Origin of the sequence: Paraburkholderia youngii (genome assembly GCF_013366925.1) — a bacterium.
Lineage (GTDB): Bacteria > Pseudomonadota > Gammaproteobacteria > Burkholderiales > Burkholderiaceae > Paraburkholderia > Paraburkholderia youngii.
Genome location: NZ_JAALDK010000003.1, coordinates 793,914 through 814,068, shown reverse-complemented (window position 1 = coordinate 814,068; position 20,155 = coordinate 793,914). Strand labels below are relative to the sequence as shown.

Annotated in this window: 16 protein-coding genes; 3 read left to right on the top strand and 13 right to left on the bottom strand. The window is 57.1% G+C overall.

Annotated features, from left to right (window positions below):
- The 11 genes from G5S42_RS42175 to nodB form a co-directional block, all read right to left on the bottom strand.
- Nucleotides 1-1,152: an efflux RND transporter periplasmic adaptor subunit gene (locus G5S42_RS42175; protein WP_176112462.1), complete on the bottom strand. Its 1,152-nt coding sequence runs from the start codon at nucleotides 1,150-1,152 to the stop codon at nucleotides 1-3.
- Between the two features lie 94 nt (nucleotides 1,153-1,246).
- Nucleotides 1,247-2,845 carry an efflux transporter outer membrane subunit gene (locus tag G5S42_RS42170; protein WP_176112461.1) on the bottom strand — a complete coding sequence of 533 codons (1,599 nt, stop codon included), beginning with the start codon at nucleotides 2,843-2,845 and terminating at the stop codon, nucleotides 1,247-1,249.
- A 213-nt stretch (nucleotides 2,846-3,058) separates the two neighbouring features.
- On the bottom strand, nucleotides 3,059-3,655 hold the full coding sequence (cysC, locus tag G5S42_RS42165) for an adenylyl-sulfate kinase (RefSeq protein ID WP_176112460.1): 597 nt from the start codon (nucleotides 3,653-3,655) through the stop codon (nucleotides 3,059-3,061).
- A gap of 180 nt (nucleotides 3,656-3,835) precedes the next feature.
- On the bottom strand, nucleotides 3,836-5,584 hold the full coding sequence (gene nodU / locus G5S42_RS42160) for a nodulation protein NodU (protein WP_176112459.1): 1,749 nt from the start codon (nucleotides 5,582-5,584) through the stop codon (nucleotides 3,836-3,838).
- A gap of 13 nt (nucleotides 5,585-5,597) precedes the next feature.
- Complete coding sequence (nodS, locus tag G5S42_RS42155; RefSeq protein WP_176112458.1) at nucleotides 5,598-6,233, bottom strand: nodulation methyltransferase NodS; 636 nt, start codon at nucleotides 6,231-6,233, stop codon at nucleotides 5,598-5,600.
- Between the two features lie 80 nt (nucleotides 6,234-6,313).
- Nucleotides 6,314-6,904, bottom strand: coding sequence for a NodA family N-acyltransferase (locus G5S42_RS42150; protein ID WP_176112457.1), 591 nt, complete (start codon nucleotides 6,902-6,904; stop codon nucleotides 6,314-6,316).
- Nucleotides 6,905-7,126: 222 nt separating this feature from the next.
- Nucleotides 7,127-7,867, bottom strand: coding sequence for a sulfotransferase (locus tag G5S42_RS42145; protein WP_281375199.1), 741 nt, complete (start codon nucleotides 7,865-7,867; stop codon nucleotides 7,127-7,129).
- 102 nt (nucleotides 7,868-7,969) lie between these two features.
- Entirely contained in the window at nucleotides 7,970-8,758 is a 789-nt protein-coding gene (nodJ, locus tag G5S42_RS42140; RefSeq protein ID WP_176112455.1) for a nodulation factor ABC transporter permease subunit NodJ, read from the bottom strand.
- A gap of 2 nt (nucleotides 8,759-8,760) precedes the next feature.
- On the bottom strand, nucleotides 8,761-9,675 hold the full coding sequence (gene nodI, locus G5S42_RS42135) for a nodulation factor ABC transporter ATP-binding protein NodI (RefSeq protein ID WP_246392608.1): 915 nt from the start codon (nucleotides 9,673-9,675) through the stop codon (nucleotides 8,761-8,763).
- A gap of 55 nt (nucleotides 9,676-9,730) precedes the next feature.
- The gene (gene nodC / locus G5S42_RS42130) at nucleotides 9,731-11,074 is read right to left on the bottom strand and encodes a chitooligosaccharide synthase NodC (RefSeq protein ID WP_176112525.1); all 1,344 of its coding nucleotides are present in this window, start codon (nucleotides 11,072-11,074) and stop codon (nucleotides 9,731-9,733) included.
- Nucleotides 11,075-11,504: 430 nt separating this feature from the next.
- Nucleotides 11,505-12,182 carry a chitooligosaccharide deacetylase NodB gene (gene nodB, locus G5S42_RS42125; RefSeq protein ID WP_176112454.1) on the bottom strand — a complete coding sequence of 226 codons (678 nt, stop codon included), beginning with the start codon at nucleotides 12,180-12,182 and terminating at the stop codon, nucleotides 11,505-11,507.
- A gap of 226 nt (nucleotides 12,183-12,408) precedes the next feature.
- Between nodB and G5S42_RS42120 the strand changes: the two genes are divergently transcribed.
- The gene (locus tag G5S42_RS42120; RefSeq protein ID WP_176112453.1) at nucleotides 12,409-13,317 is read left to right on the top strand and encodes a LysR family transcriptional regulator; all 909 of its coding nucleotides are present in this window, start codon (nucleotides 12,409-12,411) and stop codon (nucleotides 13,315-13,317) included.
- Here the strand turns inward: G5S42_RS42120 and G5S42_RS42115 are convergent.
- Both G5S42_RS42115 and G5S42_RS42110 read right to left on the bottom strand, forming a co-directional pair.
- Nucleotides 13,314-14,633 carry an ATP-grasp domain-containing protein gene (locus tag G5S42_RS42115; protein ID WP_176112452.1) on the bottom strand — a complete coding sequence of 440 codons (1,320 nt, stop codon included), beginning with the start codon at nucleotides 14,631-14,633 and terminating at the stop codon, nucleotides 13,314-13,316. The two genes, G5S42_RS42120 and G5S42_RS42115, sit on opposite strands and share 4 nt — an antisense overlap.
- A 626-nt stretch (nucleotides 14,634-15,259) precedes the next feature.
- Nucleotides 15,260-15,973 carry a hypothetical protein gene (locus G5S42_RS42110; RefSeq protein ID WP_176112451.1) on the bottom strand — a complete coding sequence of 238 codons (714 nt, stop codon included), beginning with the start codon at nucleotides 15,971-15,973 and terminating at the stop codon, nucleotides 15,260-15,262.
- A 655-nt stretch (nucleotides 15,974-16,628) separates the two neighbouring features.
- Between G5S42_RS42110 and G5S42_RS42105 the strand changes: the two genes are divergently transcribed.
- Together G5S42_RS42105 and nifA are read left to right on the top strand one after the other, a co-directional pair.
- Nucleotides 16,629-17,561: a LysR family transcriptional regulator gene (locus G5S42_RS42105; RefSeq protein ID WP_176112450.1), complete on the top strand. Its 933-nt coding sequence runs from the start codon at nucleotides 16,629-16,631 to the stop codon at nucleotides 17,559-17,561.
- Between the two features lie 724 nt (nucleotides 17,562-18,285).
- Nucleotides 18,286-19,929 carry a nif-specific transcriptional activator NifA gene (gene nifA / locus G5S42_RS42100; RefSeq protein ID WP_176112449.1) on the top strand — a complete coding sequence of 548 codons (1,644 nt, stop codon included), beginning with the start codon at nucleotides 18,286-18,288 and terminating at the stop codon, nucleotides 19,927-19,929.
- Nucleotides 19,930-20,155 lie beyond the last annotated feature (226 nt).

Below are 20,155 nucleotides of genomic sequence, written 5' to 3'. Positions count from 1 at the left end.
TTATTGTTCTTGGGGCGTCGGAGCAGGACTGTCTGCCGGCAACACGCGATTGTCGATCACGAGCGGTGTGCCGTTCTTCAGCTTGAGCTGGCCGCTCGTTACCACTAGTGCGCCTTCGTCTAAGCCCTTCAGGATCGCAACCTGATCGCCGCGCGTGGGTCCTGGCGTTACGAAGATTTGTTGCGCAACGGGCATCGTTTTGCCGCGTGCGTCCTTATGCTCGCCCGGTTTGATGACGAAAACTGTTGCCCCGTAGGGATTGTAAGTGATTGCCGTTTGCGGCAGTGTCAGGTAGCGCTGCTCGTGACCAACATCGACTTTTACGCTAGCGTACATCCCCGGCAACAGTTTGCGCTCGCGGTTGTCGAGGGCCGCTTCGACCTCCACGTTGCGCGTCGTGCTGTCGAGGCGCGGGTTGATAGCGCGGATCTTACCCACGAAGCCGTGGCTCACGAATGCACTTGCATTTACGGCGACGCTCTGTCCCACCTGCAGTTGACCGAGTTCCTGCTGGGGCAGGTGAAAGTCGACGTAGATGGGATCGATAGCTTGCAATGTAACGATGGCGTCGCCCGGATTGATATACTGGCCCGGATTGACTGTCGTGATGCCCACGCGTCCCGCGAAGGGGGCGCGAATCGTTTTTTTCTCGACCAGTGCGGCCTGCTGTTCGACTTGTGCTCGTTTGCTTCTCAGGTCGGCGGCATCAGTATCGACTTGCGCCCTGGCAATCGCCTGAATGTCGTACTGTGCTGTGTCGCGGTTATAGACGGTTTGCGATAGGTCGGCGGCAGCTCTTAGCGAGGCGAGCTGCGCGCGGTCCGAGCGGTCGTTCAGACGCACGAGCACCTGTCCGGCCTTGACTTCCTCGCCGGACTTGAATGCGATCTCGCGAACTAGTCCAGCCACTTCACTCGTCACGTCGACACCGCGCACGGACCGCAGGCTGCCCACAGCGGCAAGCTGTGGCTGCCATGTCTGATAGCTCACGACGGCGGACGTGACGGTAGCAGCCGGCACCGCGTTGTGCGCCATGAATTTCCGGATCATATGCGCCTTGTACAGGTTGAAACCGATCAGCGCGCCAAGCAGAGCGCCCATACAGATCAGCATGGTGATCATCCGTTTTGCTGTTGGTTTATTTGTCGTCATCGTCGTGTCCTTGCACGGCAAACTGATATGGAACAGATCCCGTTGGACGCGCAGCATTGGAAACCATGCGGGGCGCGGCAAGCAGAAAGAGAGTTCACTGCGGGTTGATATCGGAGTCCGCCTGTCCTGTCTGGATCCTCGCAGTGTCGCTCCACCAGCCGCCACCCAGTGCTTCGAACAATGCCGCCGTGTCTGCGTAGCGTGCAGCGCGCGCCTGGGTGAGATTGACGATGGTCTGCTGGTATTGACGCTGCGCATCGAGCAGAGCTAGATAACTGACACCGCCGGCACGAAACTGGCCACGCGTCAGCTCGAGCGAGCTGCTGGCTGCACGCCACGCTTCGGTTTGCGCGGCGAGTGCGGTTGCATCGTGATCGAGTGCGCGGAGCGTGTCCGCGACATCTTCGAATGCAAGCAGTATCGTTTGCCTGTATTGCCCGTTGGCCTCATCGAAGGCGGCTTCCGCCGCGCGCCTTTTAGCGCTCAGTTGGCCTCCGTTAAAGATCGGCTGAGTGAGTCCCGCGCCGATGTTCCAGATCATGTCCGCGTACTTCAGCATGCCCGCTGGCGTTAACGATTGCGGGCCGTAGTTTGCGGACAGCGTAAGCTGCGGATACATGTTCGCGGTTGCGACGCCGACCTGGGCGCTCGCCTGACGCAGCAGGGCTTCCGCAGCCAGGATGTCCGGACGTTGACGGACGAGCGACGAAGGGAGGGCGACGGGTAAGCTCTGCGGTAGGGTGAACATCGACAGCCTGAACTCGGGAACGCTGTTATCGCTAGGCGGTTTACCCGCGAGCACGGCAAGCTGATGTCGCGCCCGATCGAGAGACTGCCGCAGTGGCGGCAGGGTAGCGCGCGTTTGTGCGAGCAACGTTTCCTGCGAGAGCACGGCCACGCGACCCACCCCGCCGAACTCAAGCTGCTTACGCAATACACCGAGCTGAGTCTCCTCATCCGTGGCGATACGCTCGGTCGCGTCAATCTGCTCGCGGAGGGAAGCTTCCCTGACCGCAGCGGTGACGATGTTCGCTGACAGCGCCAGGTATGTGCCCTGTAGCTGCAAACTCTGGAAGTCGACCTGCGCGCCCAGCGCCTCGAGTTCGTGCCGTGCAGCCCCGAAGAGATCCAGGTTGTAGGACACGTTCACTGATGCGTTGTACAGACTTAGTATTCTGTTCAGGCGGGGCTGGCCTAGGGTCGTGCCATTGAGCTTTTCGCGAGTAGCATTGAGCTTGACATCGATGGCGGGATATAGATCGATCCCTGTTTGCGCGCGCAGATTTTCGCTCGCGTGGCGCAGCGCCGCGCGGGCTGCAGCGATATTCGGGCTATTTGAGAGGGCCTCGCGTATCAGCGCGTCGAGGGGCTCGCAACGGTAAAGGCTCCACCATTGTGCAGGCAGCTCGCCGCCAGCCTTGAACTGCTGCGCAAGACCCGTCGAACCGGGCGACGAAACCGTGTGTTCGGGTAGGGCCGTCGGTGTATAGCTGTCGGTCGCGGGCGGCGCGGGAGTGCGATATTCGGGGCCGACTGTGCAACCGGAAAGTGAATAGACTAGTGAAAGCAAGGCAGTGATCGATGCGGCACGGCCGAAAGACCGATTTGCTGCCGGAAGCAACGCTGCGTCGCGCATCCGCGACCGCGGCTGCGATCGTCCGCGATAGCAATTGAGATTGCCGTAATCAATCATCTGTCTACCTTGGTCCGCGTGAGCACAGTGCAATCAGATGGGTGGCTGAAGAAACTCACGTCCCTGGCACCGGGTTCGCTGGAAGGAGGGTATGCAAAGTGCGAGTGTCGACGTTTCGCCCGCTCCGGCAACTGGTGTCGATCGAGCCGCTCGCCATGAACATCGGGTTATCGAATCCAGTTCTGCGGCGTGCCCACACTCGTCTCGCTCCAACTAGCGGCTATTGAGCCAGTTCACCACAAGGTCCGCGCCTTCATCGATGGACTTCGAACATGTGTCGATGAATACGTCCGGGACCGTCGGCTGTTCATACGGCGAGTCGATGCCGGTGAAATGCTGTATGGCGCCAGTTCTCGCAAGCCGATACAGTCCCTTGGGATCGCGAGCTTCGGCTACGGCCAAACTAGCGTGAACGTGGATTTCGGCGAAACGGTGCCTACCCGCGGTGGATCTGGCGAGTTCCCGATCGCGACGGAACGGCGAAATGAGGCACACTAGCACTACGAGTCCCGCGTCAGCCATCAATTTGGCAACTTCGGCCACGCGCCGCACATTCTCGTGGCGATCCGCATCCGCAAAGCCGAGATCCTTGCATAGACCGAGCCTGATAGAGTCTCCATCGAGAATGTAGGTGAGTTGGCCGGACGCATGCAGTAGTGCCTCGACCTTGTCGGCAATCGCCGACTTTCCAGCTGCCGACAGCCCTGTGAACCACAGGATGGCGGGCGTTTGCCGGAGCAATCGTCCTCTCGACTCCGGCTGAATCCGGAAGCCGTGCACATGACGATCTGAAACGGAGGTCTTCTTCATACTTGCCTACGATAGGGGGTGAAACCGCTGTTGGAAGCAAAGGCGTCCGCTCTGCATCGCGGCGTCGGAGCAGTGTGGTGGGCATCGGTATGGCAATATAGAAAATCTTGACACTGAGGGATGCTGCCGCTGTCTGTGCGGTTCGTCCGTGAAAGAAAGTCCCTGACGCACTCACTCAAGTCACGCCCCGAGCGGTGCGGCTACGGCCCGCTCAAACCGGCCGTCAGAACCTGGTTCGTCGATTGACGATGGCAGGCCAGTGCTACATGCCTTGCTCAATAAAAGACCGTCGCACCATACATGTTCGACACCTCCCCACTCGCAGGCTGAAGCAGCGTCCGGAAAGAAGCCACGTCCATGATAGTTGGCACTGGTGTTACATAGCAAAGGAACGCCAGTGAGTCTTTCGTATTCAATTAGGAGTTGCGCCACGGGATGCGCGGAAGTTCTTGCAATGGTTTGCAACCGCGCCGATCCGTCGAGATGCACTACGGCGGGGATCCTCTCCCGCCATTCCTCGCGCGTCTGATGATCGAACAGCATGTAGGGGTCTGGAGTACCGGGACAAAAGACGGCGATCGCCTGATCTTCAAGACATATTGGTGCTACCGGACGAAAATGCTCCCGATGCTTCACCGCGTTGAGGAAGTCCTTCATCGCAGGGGACGTCGCAGCAGCGAGAATGCTTCGAGCGCCCAACGCTCGGGGTCCCAGCTCTGCCCTGCCGGCTAGGAAGACGACGGGTTTATTTTCAGCGAGTACGCCGGCGAGTTGTGCAATGGAGCAAGGGGACGCTGTCCATCCGGGCGGCACGTCACCAGTTTTCACTGCTGGCCCGCTATAGATCGACCATTCCAACGGCAGGAAGCCTTTGTTCGCTGCCATCGAGCAGCAAGCGGCGCCAATCGCAGACCCACTATCGTTCGGAAAAGGCGGAATCCAGATTGCGTCAAAAAGACGACTCTCACGTAGTGCGCTGTTCCATTTGATGTTAAGACCGCATCCGCCAGAGATGCACAAGTTCCGCGGCTCGAAAATCGGATGGCGTGAGAGCGCTGCCTCCATTCCTTGAACCAGAAGACGCTCGAGGAATACGTGAAAGGAAGCAAGTATGTCTTCTTGAGGCTTGGCCTCCAATTGTGGAACGCATTCTTGGAAAAAGTCGCGTATAGCTGCGAGAGATCTTTCTGGTATGCGGACATTCTCGCGGTAGTCTTGCGCAAGTTCGGTGTCGCCGGCAAAGCGTTGCTCATAAAGCTCCCGAAAGACTGCAATGATGCCTTCGTCGACCGACCCGAGCGCGATGTATGCCATAAGCTTGCCGGCGACGCCCAGGTCCCAGTCAGCGCCGCTCGCCTTCTTATAGGGCCCGAAATGATGTCCAGCCGCCGCGTACATTTGGCCGATAACTGGGAACAGGCAATTGACGAGGCGTGCTTCGTCCGGTCGCACATAGTACAGTCTTGGGACCATGCCGCCATCCCAGACTAGGCAGTATGCAGGCTCCCCGCCTATCGCGAACGGACTGGTGCAGTACGCGGACGCGACATGGCCCGAAACATGAGGGTAGCTCTGATACGAATACGATTGTTCGGCGATTAACAGGCCGGTGCGTTCGAGCGGATGGAGGAGATCGTCGGCCCTGCGTTCGATATAGGGAGCACCTTTCAAGATCACAGGCGTACGGCCGCTGAGAGTGCGAAATTCCGACTCTATCTCGCCGTCCCAGCCATCAATTACAAACTGATCGATGTCATCGACACGCAGCCCGTGTTCGCTCAGCACGGTTGCAACTACGTCGAGATTCCCGATTTCCTGATATCGCGGGTTATTGTGCCGCTTCTCCTGTTCGATGCAAAAAAGGAGCTTTCCATCCTCCACAACAGCGATGGCTCCATCGTGTGTCAGTTTGATGCCGCAGATGCGCATAGTATCTCCCGCTCTAACGGAGGCAATTCGGTTGATTTGTAAAATCCATCGGGCTCCGGAAGCGCGCGAGCATGCAATCCTCATTGGACGACCGCCCGATGCACTGCACGCGCTCGACTTCGGTCAGCTCTTCCCGTAGCATTTCGAGCACCGTTTCCGCCCCGGCGATGTGGCCCCACCGCCGGCAATTGGCGTCAACAGCCGATCCGAATACCAACTGCCCGTTGGGCGCAAGCATGCGCGCCAAGCTCTGCACAGTGGCCCGTACCTCGGCGATGCTTCCGAGGTAATAAAGAACCTCCGCGACAACGATCAGATCGAACTTTTCCGGAGCCAAAAAGCGCTGGATGTCTGATACGATCCAAGTGATATTGGCCGATTCCATTAGCCGTGCGCGTGTTCGCGCAATCGCTTCTGGAACTACATCGATGACGGTGAGCCGTCGACAGTGAGGCGCCAGCTTTTCCGTGAACGCCCCGCTCGCACATCCGACTTCGAGTGCATTTGTGACGATGCCCTCGGCAAGTGCCAATCGAAGCATTTGCCTGTGGCGCTCGAATTCGAACGGGTTACTGTCCAGCCGCCACGGATCGTTGGAGTTCAATTCGCGAAGCAGCAAGTCGAAATTCGCTACATGTGTCAAGTTCACATACCTCGATAGCGGTTTACTATAAGGACAATTGCATGGGGGCGTCGGCTCCACCGCCTTCTGTGGTGAAGCGCCAGCCTTCACAGCTCCGGACCATTGCGCTCGATTGCACTCCCCTCTGGCCACTGGCTCATCGGGCTACCAATCGGCATGATTACCGCAAGGACGTCTTCAGTGCGTGTCGGGGGCAAATCTAGACGAACGTCGGCCAGAGTTGACCGCACCCGCACGCCCGAGACGACCGTTCCCAATCCATGCCGACACAACCTCGCGATATGGTTCTTCAACTCATGGCGCACCGTGCCGAATGCGAATGGAACCCGAAGGCCCTGCAGTGCCGGATACATCGCGCGGATCGAATGGCTGATGCCGAGTCCTTCGAGATCCGGACGAACTCCGTAAAGTCCCAGTTCGGCTACAAGAACATCGACCGTGCCAACCTTGATGAACCGGCGCAGCGAGCCCATGTGAGCCGCCACCCCTTGCGAGTCGTAGGCAATCGCACGGAGTTCGGGCCGCGCACCAGCCCAACTCCGGCTGCCCTCGAAAGGTCTTGCGTTAAAAGATCCAGTTGGTCCATACGTTGCCCGAAAGAACTCGGACAATTCGATGTGGTCCGAGAGCCCTAGCTCATTTTCCCAATACAGTCTCCATTGCACAGTTGAGGCCATTTGAAGTTACCCTATAACAATATGTTCATACGCCACTCGCTGAACACTGAACCGGAACAGTGGGCCATACACATCGGAGTTCATCTGCTGCTCGGAACGCAAGAATTAGTTTAGCTAGGCTGCGGACCGCGAAACCCGAGTTTGCGAGTCGATAAAGCCAATGCTCTTCAAAAGCTAGACAATTGAAAGCTATCGGGGCAATCTTGATGTTTGGCGGGCCGATCAGCCCCCTTGAGCTTCGAAAAAGCTATCGTATCGACTGCCCTCGAAGTGACGCCTCAACTCTTCGAAGTTAAGTACCGTCTGCCGCAGCGATCGAACTTCCTGACGTCTAAGAGATGTGTTTTCAGAGCAAGGGTGATTCGAGATGCCGAGAAAGGCTGAGACCGCCTTCAGACTTGGGGCCGGATCGTCCCGAAGAGTTTCATAGTTGATAGTGAGCACGCTCGACGGTGAAAACGAGCTCAGAATTAAGTGGTGGAAATCGTCCGCGGCCTTAAAGTAAGCCTCACAGTCTTCGATTTTCAATATGACTTGCGGAGGCGGACGTGAGTCGTCGTTGTCCGGACCGTATTTTAGCCACTGACCGCTTTGTCTTGCTTGCACCAAAGAACGAAACGATTCCAACGTGTTTCGTCGAATCACGAGCAGTACCTTCAAACGTGGCCACGCGGCCAGCGTCTCGAAAAACCCGGGACGTTCGTTAAACTGAGGCTGGTTGATCTTGCAACCGACGTGTGTCAAATGCGGATTCCCGGTCATGGTCGGATGGTGCAGATAGGCTAGCTCGAGCAGTTCGCGATCGCTACGCAAAAGCCGGGCGCGACCGGGCCAGATTGGGTCATACGGATTGAGCAACTCACCATTACTTGACACGTTCGGATGGGCATTCAGCAATTCTTCCAAGTAGTGAGTGCCGGTCCTCGGCATCCCCACGATCACAAATGGCTCAGTTGTCTGCATGGGGTATGTCATGGCGTTAATCTAACGGGTTGAAAGAGGGTGTGAGCACTGCGCAGATAGTCCGTTGCGAAGTTCGTGGGCTCGGATTGATTGCCAAAATGGTCACGACATTAGGCGGCGGCGAAGTAGAACCGCCGATAAAAAGAACGGCAGTACTGCGTAGACGCAAAGCGCAGCCACATGAAGGCTGATACTAGCGACAGGCCGTGCCAGCATCGCTGGGCGGATCAGCTCAACGGAATGTGTCAGCGGAAGGAATCTCGCAATTTGCCGAAGAGCACCGGGGAGATGACCGATCGGGAAGACGACGCCGCTCAGGAACAACATGGGCGTCAGAACAAGGGTTTGGTAAAAAATGAAATAGTCGTAACTGGGCGCGATGGCGACGAGCACCATAGCCACACTCGCGAAGGCGAGTCCAGTGAGAACGACGACGGGCATGACATAGATGATACTCGACAGCGCCGCATAGCCTAGGATCGCAGCAACCACCATCACCGCAGCGCCGGCAAGAAGGGCTTTTGTGGCTGCCCATGAAAGTTCACCTAGAACGACGTCGCCAATCGTGAGTTGAGTGCATAACACCGCTTCCCACATGCGCTGAGTATGCATTCGCGAGAAGGCCGCATAAATCGTCTCAAAGGTGGCAGAAGTCATTGCGCTCGTCGCAACCATTCCAGCGGCCAAGAACGCGATGTATGACGTGCCGTCGACGCGGCCTATCATTATTCCCACACCTAGGCCAAGACCAAACAGGTACATCATCGGATCCGCAAGGTTCCCGAGGAGCGACACAAGCGCAGATTTCCTCCATGCAAGGTAGTTGCGGTGCCATACTGTGTGCCAGTTCAGCGCGTTGCCGGGCAGAGTTATCATGAATACATCACGCATCACTAATCCTTCATTTCGCGGCCGGTTAGCCGCAAAAACACGTCTTCCAGGTTGGCGGGGCGTTGGAGAATTCGCAGACCCGCATGCCCCCGCAACTGCAAACGCACCTGCTCGGGATCAGCGGCATAGCAAAACAATGCTTCGCCGCTCACTTCGGTTCGCTGTGTGTAGGGTTCGAGTAACGGCCGCAGTTCATGTGAATTGCCGCCATATATCTCAATCACTTGGCTCCCAATCTGCTCTTCGATTAGCGCACTAGGAGTACCTTCGGCAATGCTGCGCCCTTCGTCAATCACACAGAGACGGTTGCACAGTCGCTCCGCTTCTTCCATGAAATGAGTGGTGAGAAGAATTGTTTTGCCGCGCGCGAGTAGCAAGCGCAGGCGTTCCCAGATGAGATGGCGCGCATGCGGATCAAGGCCCGTCGCGGGCTCGTCCATTACAAGTAGTTGGGGGTCGTTGATGAGCGCGCGAGCGAGCGTCAGACGCCGTTTCATGCCGCCTGATAATTCGACAACGCGCGCATCAGCCTTGCTTTCCAGACGCGCGAATTCGAGCAAAGAGGGAATCACAACCGAGACCTCACCTGCGCTCATGCCAAAGTAGCTCCCGAATATCTCTAGGTTCTCACGCACTGTGAACCCGGGTTCAAGATTATCGAATTGCGGAACGACGCCAATTCGTGCACGTGCCCGTCGCGCGCGTCCAGGCACTGGCTCTCCGAGGACTGTGATCGTACCCGCGTCAGGTAGCGCCATCCCGAGGACCATCCGCGCGGTCGTGCTCTTGCCTGCGCCGTTGGGCCCCAAAAGGCCGAAACATTCGCCCGGCTCTACGTGGAAGGACAGTCCATTGACAGCGAGCTTCCCGCCGTAGGACTTGTTGACACCTGTAAACGTGATTGCTGCGGTTGGCATTGACATGGAAATCCAAATGGTTGTTCTCTTCAGGAAGATCTCGTGACGAACACGATCATTTGTTTCGGAAAACGTCATCAGATTCCGTGAATGCCTGCTCATCCCAGTGTCGACGGGGCTTGTCACGCTGAGCCCCGCCATTTGTGGATATAGTGGTGCCCGTTTCAGTGTCGTGCCCCGGCGGGTCGACGTGTGCGCTACAACCGCCGGCGGCCACGCCGCGGGACAGCCAGTTGCTGTTGCTGAGTGTACACAAGGCGTACGCCTTAACAGGTAGTAGGAACAGTAGGTTGACCAGCGTGTGCGCGGAAAACCCAAGAAATCGAAGCTCACAAGAGCGCACGGCTGCCACGGAGCAGCGGAGCATGCTCATTGACGCAATCAAGAAGCACGCCTTCCATGGGGCCGTCTCTGTCAATACGATCTGTAAAAAGCCGGAGAGCATTGCGATCGCGAGCAATAGGGAGCCTGCATTCTGCGCAATGACGTCCAGCGTAAGATACCGATCTAGGCGGGGTAAAAGCCGTAGCGCCAACAGCGTGTCGCGATACGTGCTTCGCGCCCAGCGCAATTGTTGGCGAAGATACGGCCCCAGTCTGTCTGGAACCACGGTCGAAGCGATCGCATTTGGAGCGTACTCTGTTCGGTAGCCCGCGGCCAGCATGAGAATTGTTAGATGACGATCTTCCCCAAAATCGCTTCGCTTTCCCCGGAACATCTGTGTCTCGTACTGGTCAAGCAGCAAGAGAAGCGCGGAGCGACGATATATCGCGCACGGTCCGCAGCAGCACATCACGGCGCCGAACCGGGCCTGAGCTGCGCGCTCCTCGTTACACGCGAGCCAGTATTCCATATCAATCAGACGGGTTAACCATGTATCGTTGCGATTGCTGGCGGTCAATTGACCCATGGCGGCGCCGACCTCTGCATCGCTCATTGTCAGTATGAGTTGGCTTATAACGTCAGGCGCCAAGGTCGTGTCGGAATCGACGTTGAGTATGAGTTCTGCGGATGAAGCCCGTATTGCGGCGATCTGGGCCTTGCGTTTTCCCACGTTTTGGGGGAGAAGAACAAAATTGAATCTTGGATCGTGCTCGTAGTCGCGATAAACGGGTTCCAACGCATCGCGGTTGGCGGATCCGTCATCGACCACGTGGATTTTTAAAGCTCCTGAGTATTCCTGCGTTGCGATAGAGGCGAGACACGCGCGCAGAGTATCGGGGTTTTCGTTGAAGCACGGAACGATGACGTCGACGTCGGGAAGAAAATTCGTGGCAGATTGGCTGCTATGCTCAGCTGGAGCGGGTAAGGAATGTAGAACCTGTGCTGTCTTATAAACGGCAGAAAGAAGTGCGTACAATAAAACGGAGGTCGTATTGATGGCGGCAGGAATGTTCATCGAGGTCAGTTTGCTAAGTGGTGTCAAAAAATGATCTGATTACAGGCCTGCTAGGATCCGTCAATACGCCTGCTTGGCGCGATCACATCGACGACAGACCCTGCGTGAAACTGCGATACCGTAGAAAGAGTTGACTGCGTGCTGTCGTGTACCGTCGTTTGTTGATGCAATCGTATTAATCTGTCACTTTCGGCCGACTAATAACCTCCTTCAATGCGTTCCATGGTATCGAGGTAAGCAACAACACCTCCATCGGCGCACACGGAAAGTTATATCAGTGGATCCTTTTTTCGGGGGTCAGTTTTTCCTGACATCTTCATTTGATTGCGCGCCAGAATCGTGCACGATCTCTCGATGTGACTATAGGGAACCGTTTGCAATGAGTGGGCCAGCCAATAGTCCAAGCAGGCTAGTGGTTACAGATGTGCGCTCATTCGCCCAGTGTTTGGGATCGACGATCAGGAAGTCGACTAATCACGAACCTGCGCGCCTTCAATGCAGGAATTAGACGCGAGAGAGCCTCGGCCGTCTGTCTGCGGGATGTCGTGTGAACATCGGAGTTCGACTCTCCGGGGGGGCTTCCATCATGCAACAGCACAATCGAGCCTGGCCGGACTGATGCCATCACCGCATCAACAATCGCATTGACACCCGGTTGAGACCAATCCCGCGGGTCTACTGACCAGTGAAGCGCGATCAGTCCAGCCTTCCCCGTTTCCCCGATTGCGTCTTTCGTCCAGATTCCGTATGGCGCGCGGATATACGTCACTTTCGCCGCAGGACACGTCTCCTTGATAAGCGTATCCGCCTCCCATATTTCACGGCGAACTAGGTCCGGCTCACATTTCGAAAGGTCTGGATGTGTCATGGTGTGGTTAGCGAGTTCATGACCTTCTGCGGCGATCCGTTTGATCAGTTCTGGATACTCCGCTGCGTACGCGCCAATGACACAGAAAGTTGCCGCCGCTTGCTCATATGCCAATATGTCAAGTATTTTCGGCGTCCATACTGGATGAGGTCCGTCATCAAATGTAAGGTAAACCTTAGGGCGAAGATCGGCACAATCACTGCCGCTGCGCACTTCTGTCAAATAGTCTGGGTGGTTCATAGCCTTTCCATCGCGTCCGACGCATGCCTTGTATCGTTTGATCTGCCGATAGGTTCGATCGCCAACTGCGGATCACTATGCGGGATTTTGTGGATCAATCAGCACTACGACAGACGGGCTTCGACGTTCCCTATTCAATTTGAATTGTCGCAACTTTGCGTTATCGCAAATAATTTGTACAATCGATTGTTTCGATATGTCTCATCCATAAGGCGGATACCGGAACATGCGATTCAAAGGCCTTGATCTGAATCTTCTCGTCGCGCTGGATGCGCTGATGACGCAGCGCAACTTGACGGCTGCGGCGCAAAGCGTCAATCTGAGCCAGCCTGCCATGAGCGCCGCCGTCGCTCGACTACGCGATTATTTCGGCGACGACCTGTTTGTATTGAGAGGTCGTGAGTTCGTCCCCACTGCGCGAGCGACGGAGCTCGCTGGACCTGTTCGAGAAGCCTTATCGCACATCCAGCTTTCGATCATCTCGCGGGACGTGTTTCGACCGGACAAGTCGAATCGCCGCTTCAGGGTGTGCCTGTCCGACTTTATGACGCTGGTCTATTTTCAGAATGTCATTGAGCGTGTAGCGCGCGAGGCTCCTTCGGTTGGTTTCGAATTGCTTTTCCCTGATGACGACCCGGGTGAGCTGCTTCGGCGTGGGGACGCCGATTTTTTGATCCTGCCGGAGCTGTTGTTGGCTGATGCTCATCCTAAAGCACCGCTCTTTGAGGAGAAGCTCGTGTGTGTAGGCTGTCCGACGAACAAACAGTTGTCCCGCCGCCTGCCACTCGAGAAGTATATGTCGATGGGACACGTAACAGTGAGGTTTGGGCGTGCACGGAGACCTTCGATCGAGGAGTTCTTCTTACTCGATCTAGGTCTCAAGAGGCGCGAAGAGGTTATCGTGCCTACCTTCGACTTGATCCCGCGAGTCCTGCTTCATACTAACCGTATCGCTACGATTCCTCTGAGGTTGGCAAAGTATTTCGCAGAAGTCGCCCCGCTGCGGATCGTCGACGTCCCGTTGCCACTTTCCTGTTTCACTGAAGCGATCCAATGGCCTTCCCTGCATAACGGTGATCCTGCGAGCATCTGGATGCGTGAGCTCCTGCTGGAGGAGGCGCGAAACTACGTCTAGCAAGGCAGAAGCGGCGGGGAATGCCTTCCGGGATGAACCATTGGAGCCGCTGGCTCCGCAGTGAAGGGGGGCGCGGCAATCTCGGCGAGCGTGTATTGGAAATTGTCTAATGTCGTGTGAATTGCTGTGGCGATTTCGTGCTCCGATGCAGCGCGGTAGCGGAAGCGCGCGAGGAGGGTGGCGTAGCCGCCGGTGCCGTCGAAGAAATGATGTGGCTTGGGGAAAACCGCATCGTAAAGCGCGGGGATCTCTCGTAGCAATTTTGCATCGACGAATACTTTGCCCACTGGCTCCGGCAACATGAGGAATCCACCGCGGGCGGACGATGCCGACGCGTCTAGTGCTGCTTGCACCTGAGTGGCTAACCGCGCCCTGTCACCTGACTGCTGCGCGGCCCAGAGGGCGAACAGGTCAACACCGTACAGATCGTGAAAGAGGAATGGGATTTCTCCTTCGCCGACGCGGGCACCAACCTTAAGGAAATACAATCCATCGCAGCCCCGGACTATCTCAAGATGGAATGGCCCATTTCTGAAATCCAGGGCGCGCAGACATTTTACGGAGAATGCGGTCAGCGCCTCATTTAGAGGACCTGGGTCGAGCATCACCGAGCCGAGTGGTTTACCTTGAGCGAACTGGACATAAGTGTTGATGTAGCGAGACGCGCGCGCGATAACCAATGTGCCATTCAGAAGGAAGCCGTCAACGTGATAAACCGGACCGTCGATGTACTCCTCGCAATCGTACTCGGCAAGCGGTAGTGTCGGCCACAGTGCATCGAACTCAGGACGGGTCTCGATGCGCCGTGACCCTATGTTCGCCTTACCTGATCGCGGTTTCACGATTATCGGAAAACGCATCACAGTGGTAGTCGCCGCCTTGGCAACGACCAGATCTTCTAGGGCTGCAAACCGCGGTACACGCAGGCCAGCTGCGGCGATAGTATTCTTCGTAACGGCCCTATTTCGAAAGCGCACGACTGTCTCGGGAAGGTCGCCGGGGATATTGAACGAATTGCGCAGTCGCGCGGCCGCTAAAAGGTCGAATTCGGATAAGGCGACTAGCCTGTCGATGCCGCCGAGCGCTGAACTACAGGCGCGCACGGCCGCATGCAGCGCTTCTTCATCGAGGATGTCAGATAGCTGTTCGACGTGTGCAATGCGAGAGGTGTCAAGCGCGGCGACACTATTGGGCGTGCAGACGTATGCGATCTTGTTCGCCGCATGATCAATGTAGCGCTGATAGGCGGCGAAACCGTCGGACCACCGGTTAAGCACGACTATGCGGTTACCCTTAGCAGGATGATTGGCTTTCATGTGGAAGCAACTTGTTCAGATATTTTTTCGGCTTGATCAAATTTGAGCGCACAGAGCGTTTTGGCGATGTCCGGGCCCGGCGTCGGGGCGATCTGCGGCGGTGAGCCGGACATGTCTGGTAGGGGTTTAAGAGAGCAGTCAGTCTCGCGATAGTGGAGGGCGGGTGGGCGTGGGAGCTTCGTCTCCTTTGAGACCGGATTGTGGCGCACACTCGCCACTTCGGCGCCGCTGGCGAAGTCCGCTGATATGGATTTGACGAACCGTACGATGGTTAGGCACGTCGCATCGCCACGTTCGCATTGCTGGAGCTGCGTGGGTTTGGATTGCAAATATGGCCGCGTATCATCAGTTTCGACAACAAGATCGACTTGTTCAGTTTAACCAGTGGGTATATGTGTCCATTACACTGCTGCCCGGCAATCTCCGCGAGCGCTGAACTGTCCACGGTGACTCGCCTGTGCATGGGAAGACGCCGAGCGCAGCGCCCACCACCGCGAAGGACGCAACAGACGCTCGCAGTCGAAGGGTCGCGGCACGCGCAAATGCAAGGGCCGCGATACCTTGACGAGCTGTGGCGGCGAAAACTGCGGTACCGGATGACGCAGGCGCAACCAAGACGACGGCGGTCATGTGGCTGCTTCCCGCGACGTTATGCTTTCCGTCCGGGGCACGGTCGTCACACGCAACTCATCGAAATATTCATGGATCAGGCCGACGAAGTTGCGGAGATACATTTCCGCGCTCTCAATGCTGCCCCAGCCGCCTATTGCCCGCTGAAGGGCAATCCAAATGATGTCATAGTGCTTGTGCGATTCTGCGTACTGAATGCGGTCGAGTGAACCTTTAACGTGATCGTGGCCGAACGCCCGCTTGGCGGCTTCTGTAATGCTCTTGCTGTAGCGATTGGTATACCATTCGAGCAGCCAGTTCCAGACCATCGTCGGCAGCGGACCGTTGCGACCAATGCTCAGATAGAGGTAGCCGATCAGTTTGTCGGTGCTGTGGAGGGGGGCAATCCGGTCGACGTCATTGGCAGATACGCCGAATTTCTTAAGGTCGTGGAGGAATTTCCCCTCATGCCCGTATCCTTCTGCCAAGTATTGCGCGAGGATCTGTGCGAGCGTGTTGTCCTTGGAGCCGATTTTGTAGAGTGCGAACGCGTCGACCTCGTTATTGAGTCGGATTCGCAATACAGTTTCTACGAGGTGGCGGCGATAGTACTCACTGTCGATCCAATCGCCACGGTGGAACGCTGCGGTTTCGGGCGAAGTTGCGAACATCTGCTCCACAGCTTGTTGAGCGACTTGCTCAAAATAAATGCGATCGTTGGCTGTACTCATGTGACCTCCGTTTAGAAATTGAAAAGGCAAAGAAACGAGCGAACCGGGCTGCTATAAACGCGTCGAGGAGATCAGCCGGGCACCTTGACGCGTTCTTGCGGGAAACTTCGATGCGTACATCAGGCTCGCGGGAGTCCCGCGAGCTTCTAGACTCGAACCGCGACCGCGGTGGTCGTGCGATGAGAGGGCAGCACTGTCAAACATTCCTAGGCATTTTTTTCGGCTGGCATAGCGAGAGAGGGTTCGTGCAACCTGCTGAACGCAATGCTTCAACCTATTGTTTGCTAATTGCAGTTAAGTGGACGTATCCGGGCTCAGATAGGCCGGCGTGCCTAGAACTCCTCATCGAGGAGCGCCATGACGTGGGCACGAGGTGACTGGAGGCCACAACGTCAAGCTGTGCTTTTCTGCAGTATCGCTCCTTCACTGGAAGGAGCATTGGCCAGTTCGGTGGCGGCTGTTCGATCAGGTACACGGCGAAGCTCGAAGGGCCGGGTGCGCCAGCGACTCGGGTATTCCCCGCAGTGCGTATTCGGCGTGTTTTTCGTGCAACTTTCTTCGCATCCATGTTCCCTGACTCGTGACGGTAGGATATTAACCGCAGGGGTATGCGTGGTATAAGCTGATAATCTTTATGTCTGCATGAGGGAAATTGATGATTCGCGATCTCGACAGCACGCTGCTGCGTACATTCGTGACGGTTGTAGAAGCCGGCAGCGTGAGCAATGCTGCGATGGCTCTCCATCGGACACAGGCTGCTGTCAGCATGGCCCTTCGGCGGCTCGAAGATGAGGTTGGCCAACGCTTGCTCGAACGTTCACCGCGCGGCGTAAAGCCGACCACCGCGGGCAACGTGCTACTGCCATATGCGCACAAGCTCCTCGACATTGGCCTCGCGGCTCGCTCCGCCCTGACTGAGGGCGACGTTTCTGGCACAGTGAGGGTCGGCATTCCGGAAGACATCGCAATGAGCCACCTTCGCCATGCATTGCGGCAGTTCTCGGCTCTCTATCCGGACGTAGCGCTGGAGATTGTTGTCGATGCGAGCCCGGCGTTATCGCAGCGGCTCGCAAGCAACACACTAGATTTCGCGATCGGCGACCCTGCGCTGATTCACTCGGAGCCGATAGTTACATGGCGGCATCCGCTTCGCTGGGCAGCCGCACGTACCCGGAACACGGACCTTGGCGAGGGCCCGCTTCCGATTGTTGCATTCGGCGGCGCATGCCGGTGGCAGGAGATTTTTTTCGCGACGTTACTCGACGCCGGCATCGCGTGGCGTGTTGCGTGTACGAGCACAAGCCTGTCGGCGGTGCAGTCGGCCGTTGAGGCAGGACTCGGTATTGCAGTGCTGCTCGACTGGCACGTGCGCCGCGACACCATGCACGCGATCGATCCGCAAGCTGTCGGGTTGCCGATGCCGCCAGTGGCGGAATTCGGTCTGTTCACTCAAGAGAACTGGAACGACCGAACATCCGCAGCTACCGCACTTCAACGGTTCCTCTTTCGCTCGCTGCAGCTGAGCTCGGCAGAGCACGGAATATTCACGGCAGAGCAGCCGGCGATGCCAACGCGTGGTCAGGTTTAGGTGACGTCGCGCCGTGGTCGCGTCGAAGAGATGATATTTCGGCGCGTCAAAACGGTTGCTGCCGGGTATTTTCGATGGACAGCCCCGACGCTGACGCGGGCAGGCAGCGTTGCTTTGGGAATTCAGGAGCCCACTGAGTGACGTTTGACTTATGTCATCGAGAAACATCGGGCCTCGATGCGAAATGACATAGGTGTCGACCGGTTGCAGGCGTGTAACGTTGCATTGGATCGCGCGCTAAAAAGAAACGACGAACAACTGGGCGGATGCACTCGAGCAAGCTGCTGAACAGCTCTCACAGCATTTTGGAAGGACTCGCGCGGAGTCGTGCAATGCAACCTGAGCTGCCATTTGAGGCCTATGGCACTTACGATTTGAATTTCATATAACGAAACCGCTTCTGCCTTCCTTCAACGCTGGCAGCGTTCGACCGAGACTAGGAACCTCGACTGACTGTGCGGGTTGCCGTTGACCCGAATTTGTCGTGAAACCTACGTCTTTTTTGGTTAGTATGCTAGCCGCGAACGGAGGGGCCTCGTTGCCTCTGTTTGCAGCTTCCCGACGCCATTGCTGCGATTTTGTCATTTTTGTCATTTTTGTCGAGTTTGGCGATGCCTGAGCACAGCGGCATCCCGAATTCGGCTGCCACCAACGCGACTGGCTCTGCCGTTGTGCCGAGCCGTCTCGTCACTACGTTGGCGAGTTGTCGCTGGAGCCCGAATCTATGTCGCATTCTCTTATCAACGAGAGCCCTCCCGATTTCGATGTAGTGGCCGAAGTGCTAAAAACGCTGGCCTCATCCCGTAATGCGGAGCACGCGTTGAAGAGGTCGCTGTGGTTTCTGTCGCGTGCGAGAGGCTGGCGGTCCGCGTTCATCGCCGTCGAGCAGCCGGATGGAAAGCTTGGCGGCCTGTGTCACACGGGACTGTCAGACGACTGGCGAGAAGGTATGCGTTTTCCCTCCGGTGAAGGGATCGTAGGGCAGATACAGGAAAGCGAGTCCGCCGTGGTTGTGTCTGAGTTGGATGGTGACCCAATGTTCGACGACCGCACGGGGGCTGTTCGTGTTTCCAATGCCGAGCGTGTCGCTCTACTTGGGACACCGATCCGGCACGAAGGACGGCCGCTCGGGGTGCTCGTAGCACTTTGTGAGAATCCGGGCGGGAAGCGTGCTTTCGCAGACGATCTCCAACTTTTGGAAGTTGTTGCTGCGCCAATGGGCAGGGCACTTCTGCTTGAGCGTGAGGCGAATCCGAACCGCAAAAGCGTGCAGGAGGAGATTAGTCGCCGACGGAACGCGGCCCCTCCTATTCAAGTCGATTGGGCAATCGGCCGATCTGCGTCGATGCAGCACGTATTCTCGCAGGTCCATCAGGTCGCACCTGCGAGAACGACGGTGCTGTTGCGCGGCGAGAGCGGCACCGGCAAGGAGTTGATCGCGCGTGCAATCTATCGTTTGTCCCCGCGCAAGGACCAGCCATTCGTCTCGGTGAATTGTGCGGCGCTCACGGAAACACTGCTGGAAAGCGAGCTGTTTGGCCACGAGAAGGGGGCGTTCACGGGCGCGCAAACTCAGCGCAAGGGGCGCTTCGAATTGGCGCACGGCGGAACACTTTTCCTCGACGAGATAGGTGATATATCGCCGTCGTTCCAAGCGAAACTCCTGCGCGTTCTGCAGGAGCGGGAGTTCGAGCGGGTAGGAGGGACAACGCCCGTGAGAGTTGACGTGAGGCTCATCGTTGCAACTAATCGCAGTCTGGAACAAATGGTGAGAGAGGGCGAATTCCGAGCGGATCTTTACTACCGCATCAACGTGGTGAGCATCGTGTTGCCGCCGCTGCGCGAGCGCCGGGAAGACATCCCCGAGATGGCGCAATACTTCCTTAACCGCTTTAATCGTGAGAACGGTCGCGCTCTGCATTTCAACGAGGAAGCGTTGCGCGTGCTGTCGAGTTGTTACTGGCCCGGAAATGTGCGCGAGCTCGAAAACTGCATTGAGCGGACTGCGACAATGGCGCATCATGACACGATTGGTCGTTCTTCGTTTCTCTGCGAGATCGACCGGTGCCTCACGAAGGTGTTGCATCATGTGGAGCGAGAAGACTCAGTACGTCCGGCACGCTCGTCGGACGTTACAGTCAGTAACGCGCTGAACGTTCCCGCGAAATTCGGCGCCCCGGAGCGCGATGCCCGCGGTCTCGGCATGCACTCTGGTGAGCACATCCCTGAGGACGAGCGTGAGCGGCTGCTCTGGGCCATGGAGCGCTGCGGTTGGGTGCAGGCAAAGGCGGCACGCCTGCTCGGCATTACGGCGCGGCAGATCGGCTATGCACTGCGCAAGCACGGAATCAAACTACGCCGCTTCTAAGAAAGCGAAGCTTGAGGTCACGCCCTGGACGGCTCCGATATTTCGTCTGCTCGGTATGCAAAGCGACGCGCGTGGAACACAGCACGCGCATGGTCTGAAAGAAGGTCGATAAGTATGTTGTGTCGCAATCCGTTCAACTCCGACAAAGCACTGGTTTAAGTCGACGCTGTTACTACAGTGCCCGATACCCCACGCTGCGGATGCCTGCGGCTTCGCGCGATGGTAT

Coding starts and splice junctions, on each gene's coding strand:
- nodC (WP_176112525.1), bottom strand. CDS start 11,074: ATGAACATTCCTGCCGCCATCAATACGACCTCCGTTTTATTGTACGCA.
- nodI (WP_246392608.1), bottom strand. CDS start 9,675: ATGCCAACCGCAGCAATCACGTTTACAGGTGTCAACAAGTCCTACGGC.
- cysC (WP_176112460.1), bottom strand. CDS start 3,655: ATGAAGAAGACCTCCGTTTCAGATCGTCATGTGCACGGCTTCCGGATT.
- nodU (WP_176112459.1), bottom strand. CDS start 5,584: ATGCGCATCTGCGGCATCAAACTGACACACGATGGAGCCATCGCTGTT.
- G5S42_RS42120 (WP_176112453.1), top strand. CDS start 12,409: ATGCGATTCAAAGGCCTTGATCTGAATCTTCTCGTCGCGCTGGATGCG.
- G5S42_RS42145 (WP_281375199.1), bottom strand. CDS start 7,867: ATGCAGACAACTGAGCCATTTGTGATCGTGGGGATGCCGAGGACCGGC.
- G5S42_RS42170 (WP_176112461.1), bottom strand. CDS start 2,845: ATGATTGATTACGGCAATCTCAATTGCTATCGCGGACGATCGCAGCCG.
- nodJ (WP_176112455.1), bottom strand. CDS start 8,758: ATGCGTGATGTATTCATGATAACTCTGCCCGGCAACGCGCTGAACTGG.
- G5S42_RS42110 (WP_176112451.1), bottom strand. CDS start 15,973: ATGAGTACAGCCAACGATCGCATTTATTTTGAGCAAGTCGCTCAACAA.
- nodB (WP_176112454.1), bottom strand. CDS start 12,182: ATGAACCACCCAGACTATTTGACAGAAGTGCGCAGCGGCAGTGATTGT.
- G5S42_RS42105 (WP_176112450.1), top strand. CDS start 16,629: ATGATTCGCGATCTCGACAGCACGCTGCTGCGTACATTCGTGACGGTT.
- nifA (WP_176112449.1), top strand. CDS start 18,286: ATGTCGCATTCTCTTATCAACGAGAGCCCTCCCGATTTCGATGTAGTG.
- G5S42_RS42175 (WP_176112462.1), bottom strand. CDS start 1,152: ATGACGACAAATAAACCAACAGCAAAACGGATGATCACCATGCTGATC.
- G5S42_RS42150 (WP_176112457.1), bottom strand. CDS start 6,904: ATGGCCTCAACTGTGCAATGGAGACTGTATTGGGAAAATGAGCTAGGG.
- G5S42_RS42115 (WP_176112452.1), bottom strand. CDS start 14,633: ATGAAAGCCAATCATCCTGCTAAGGGTAACCGCATAGTCGTGCTTAAC.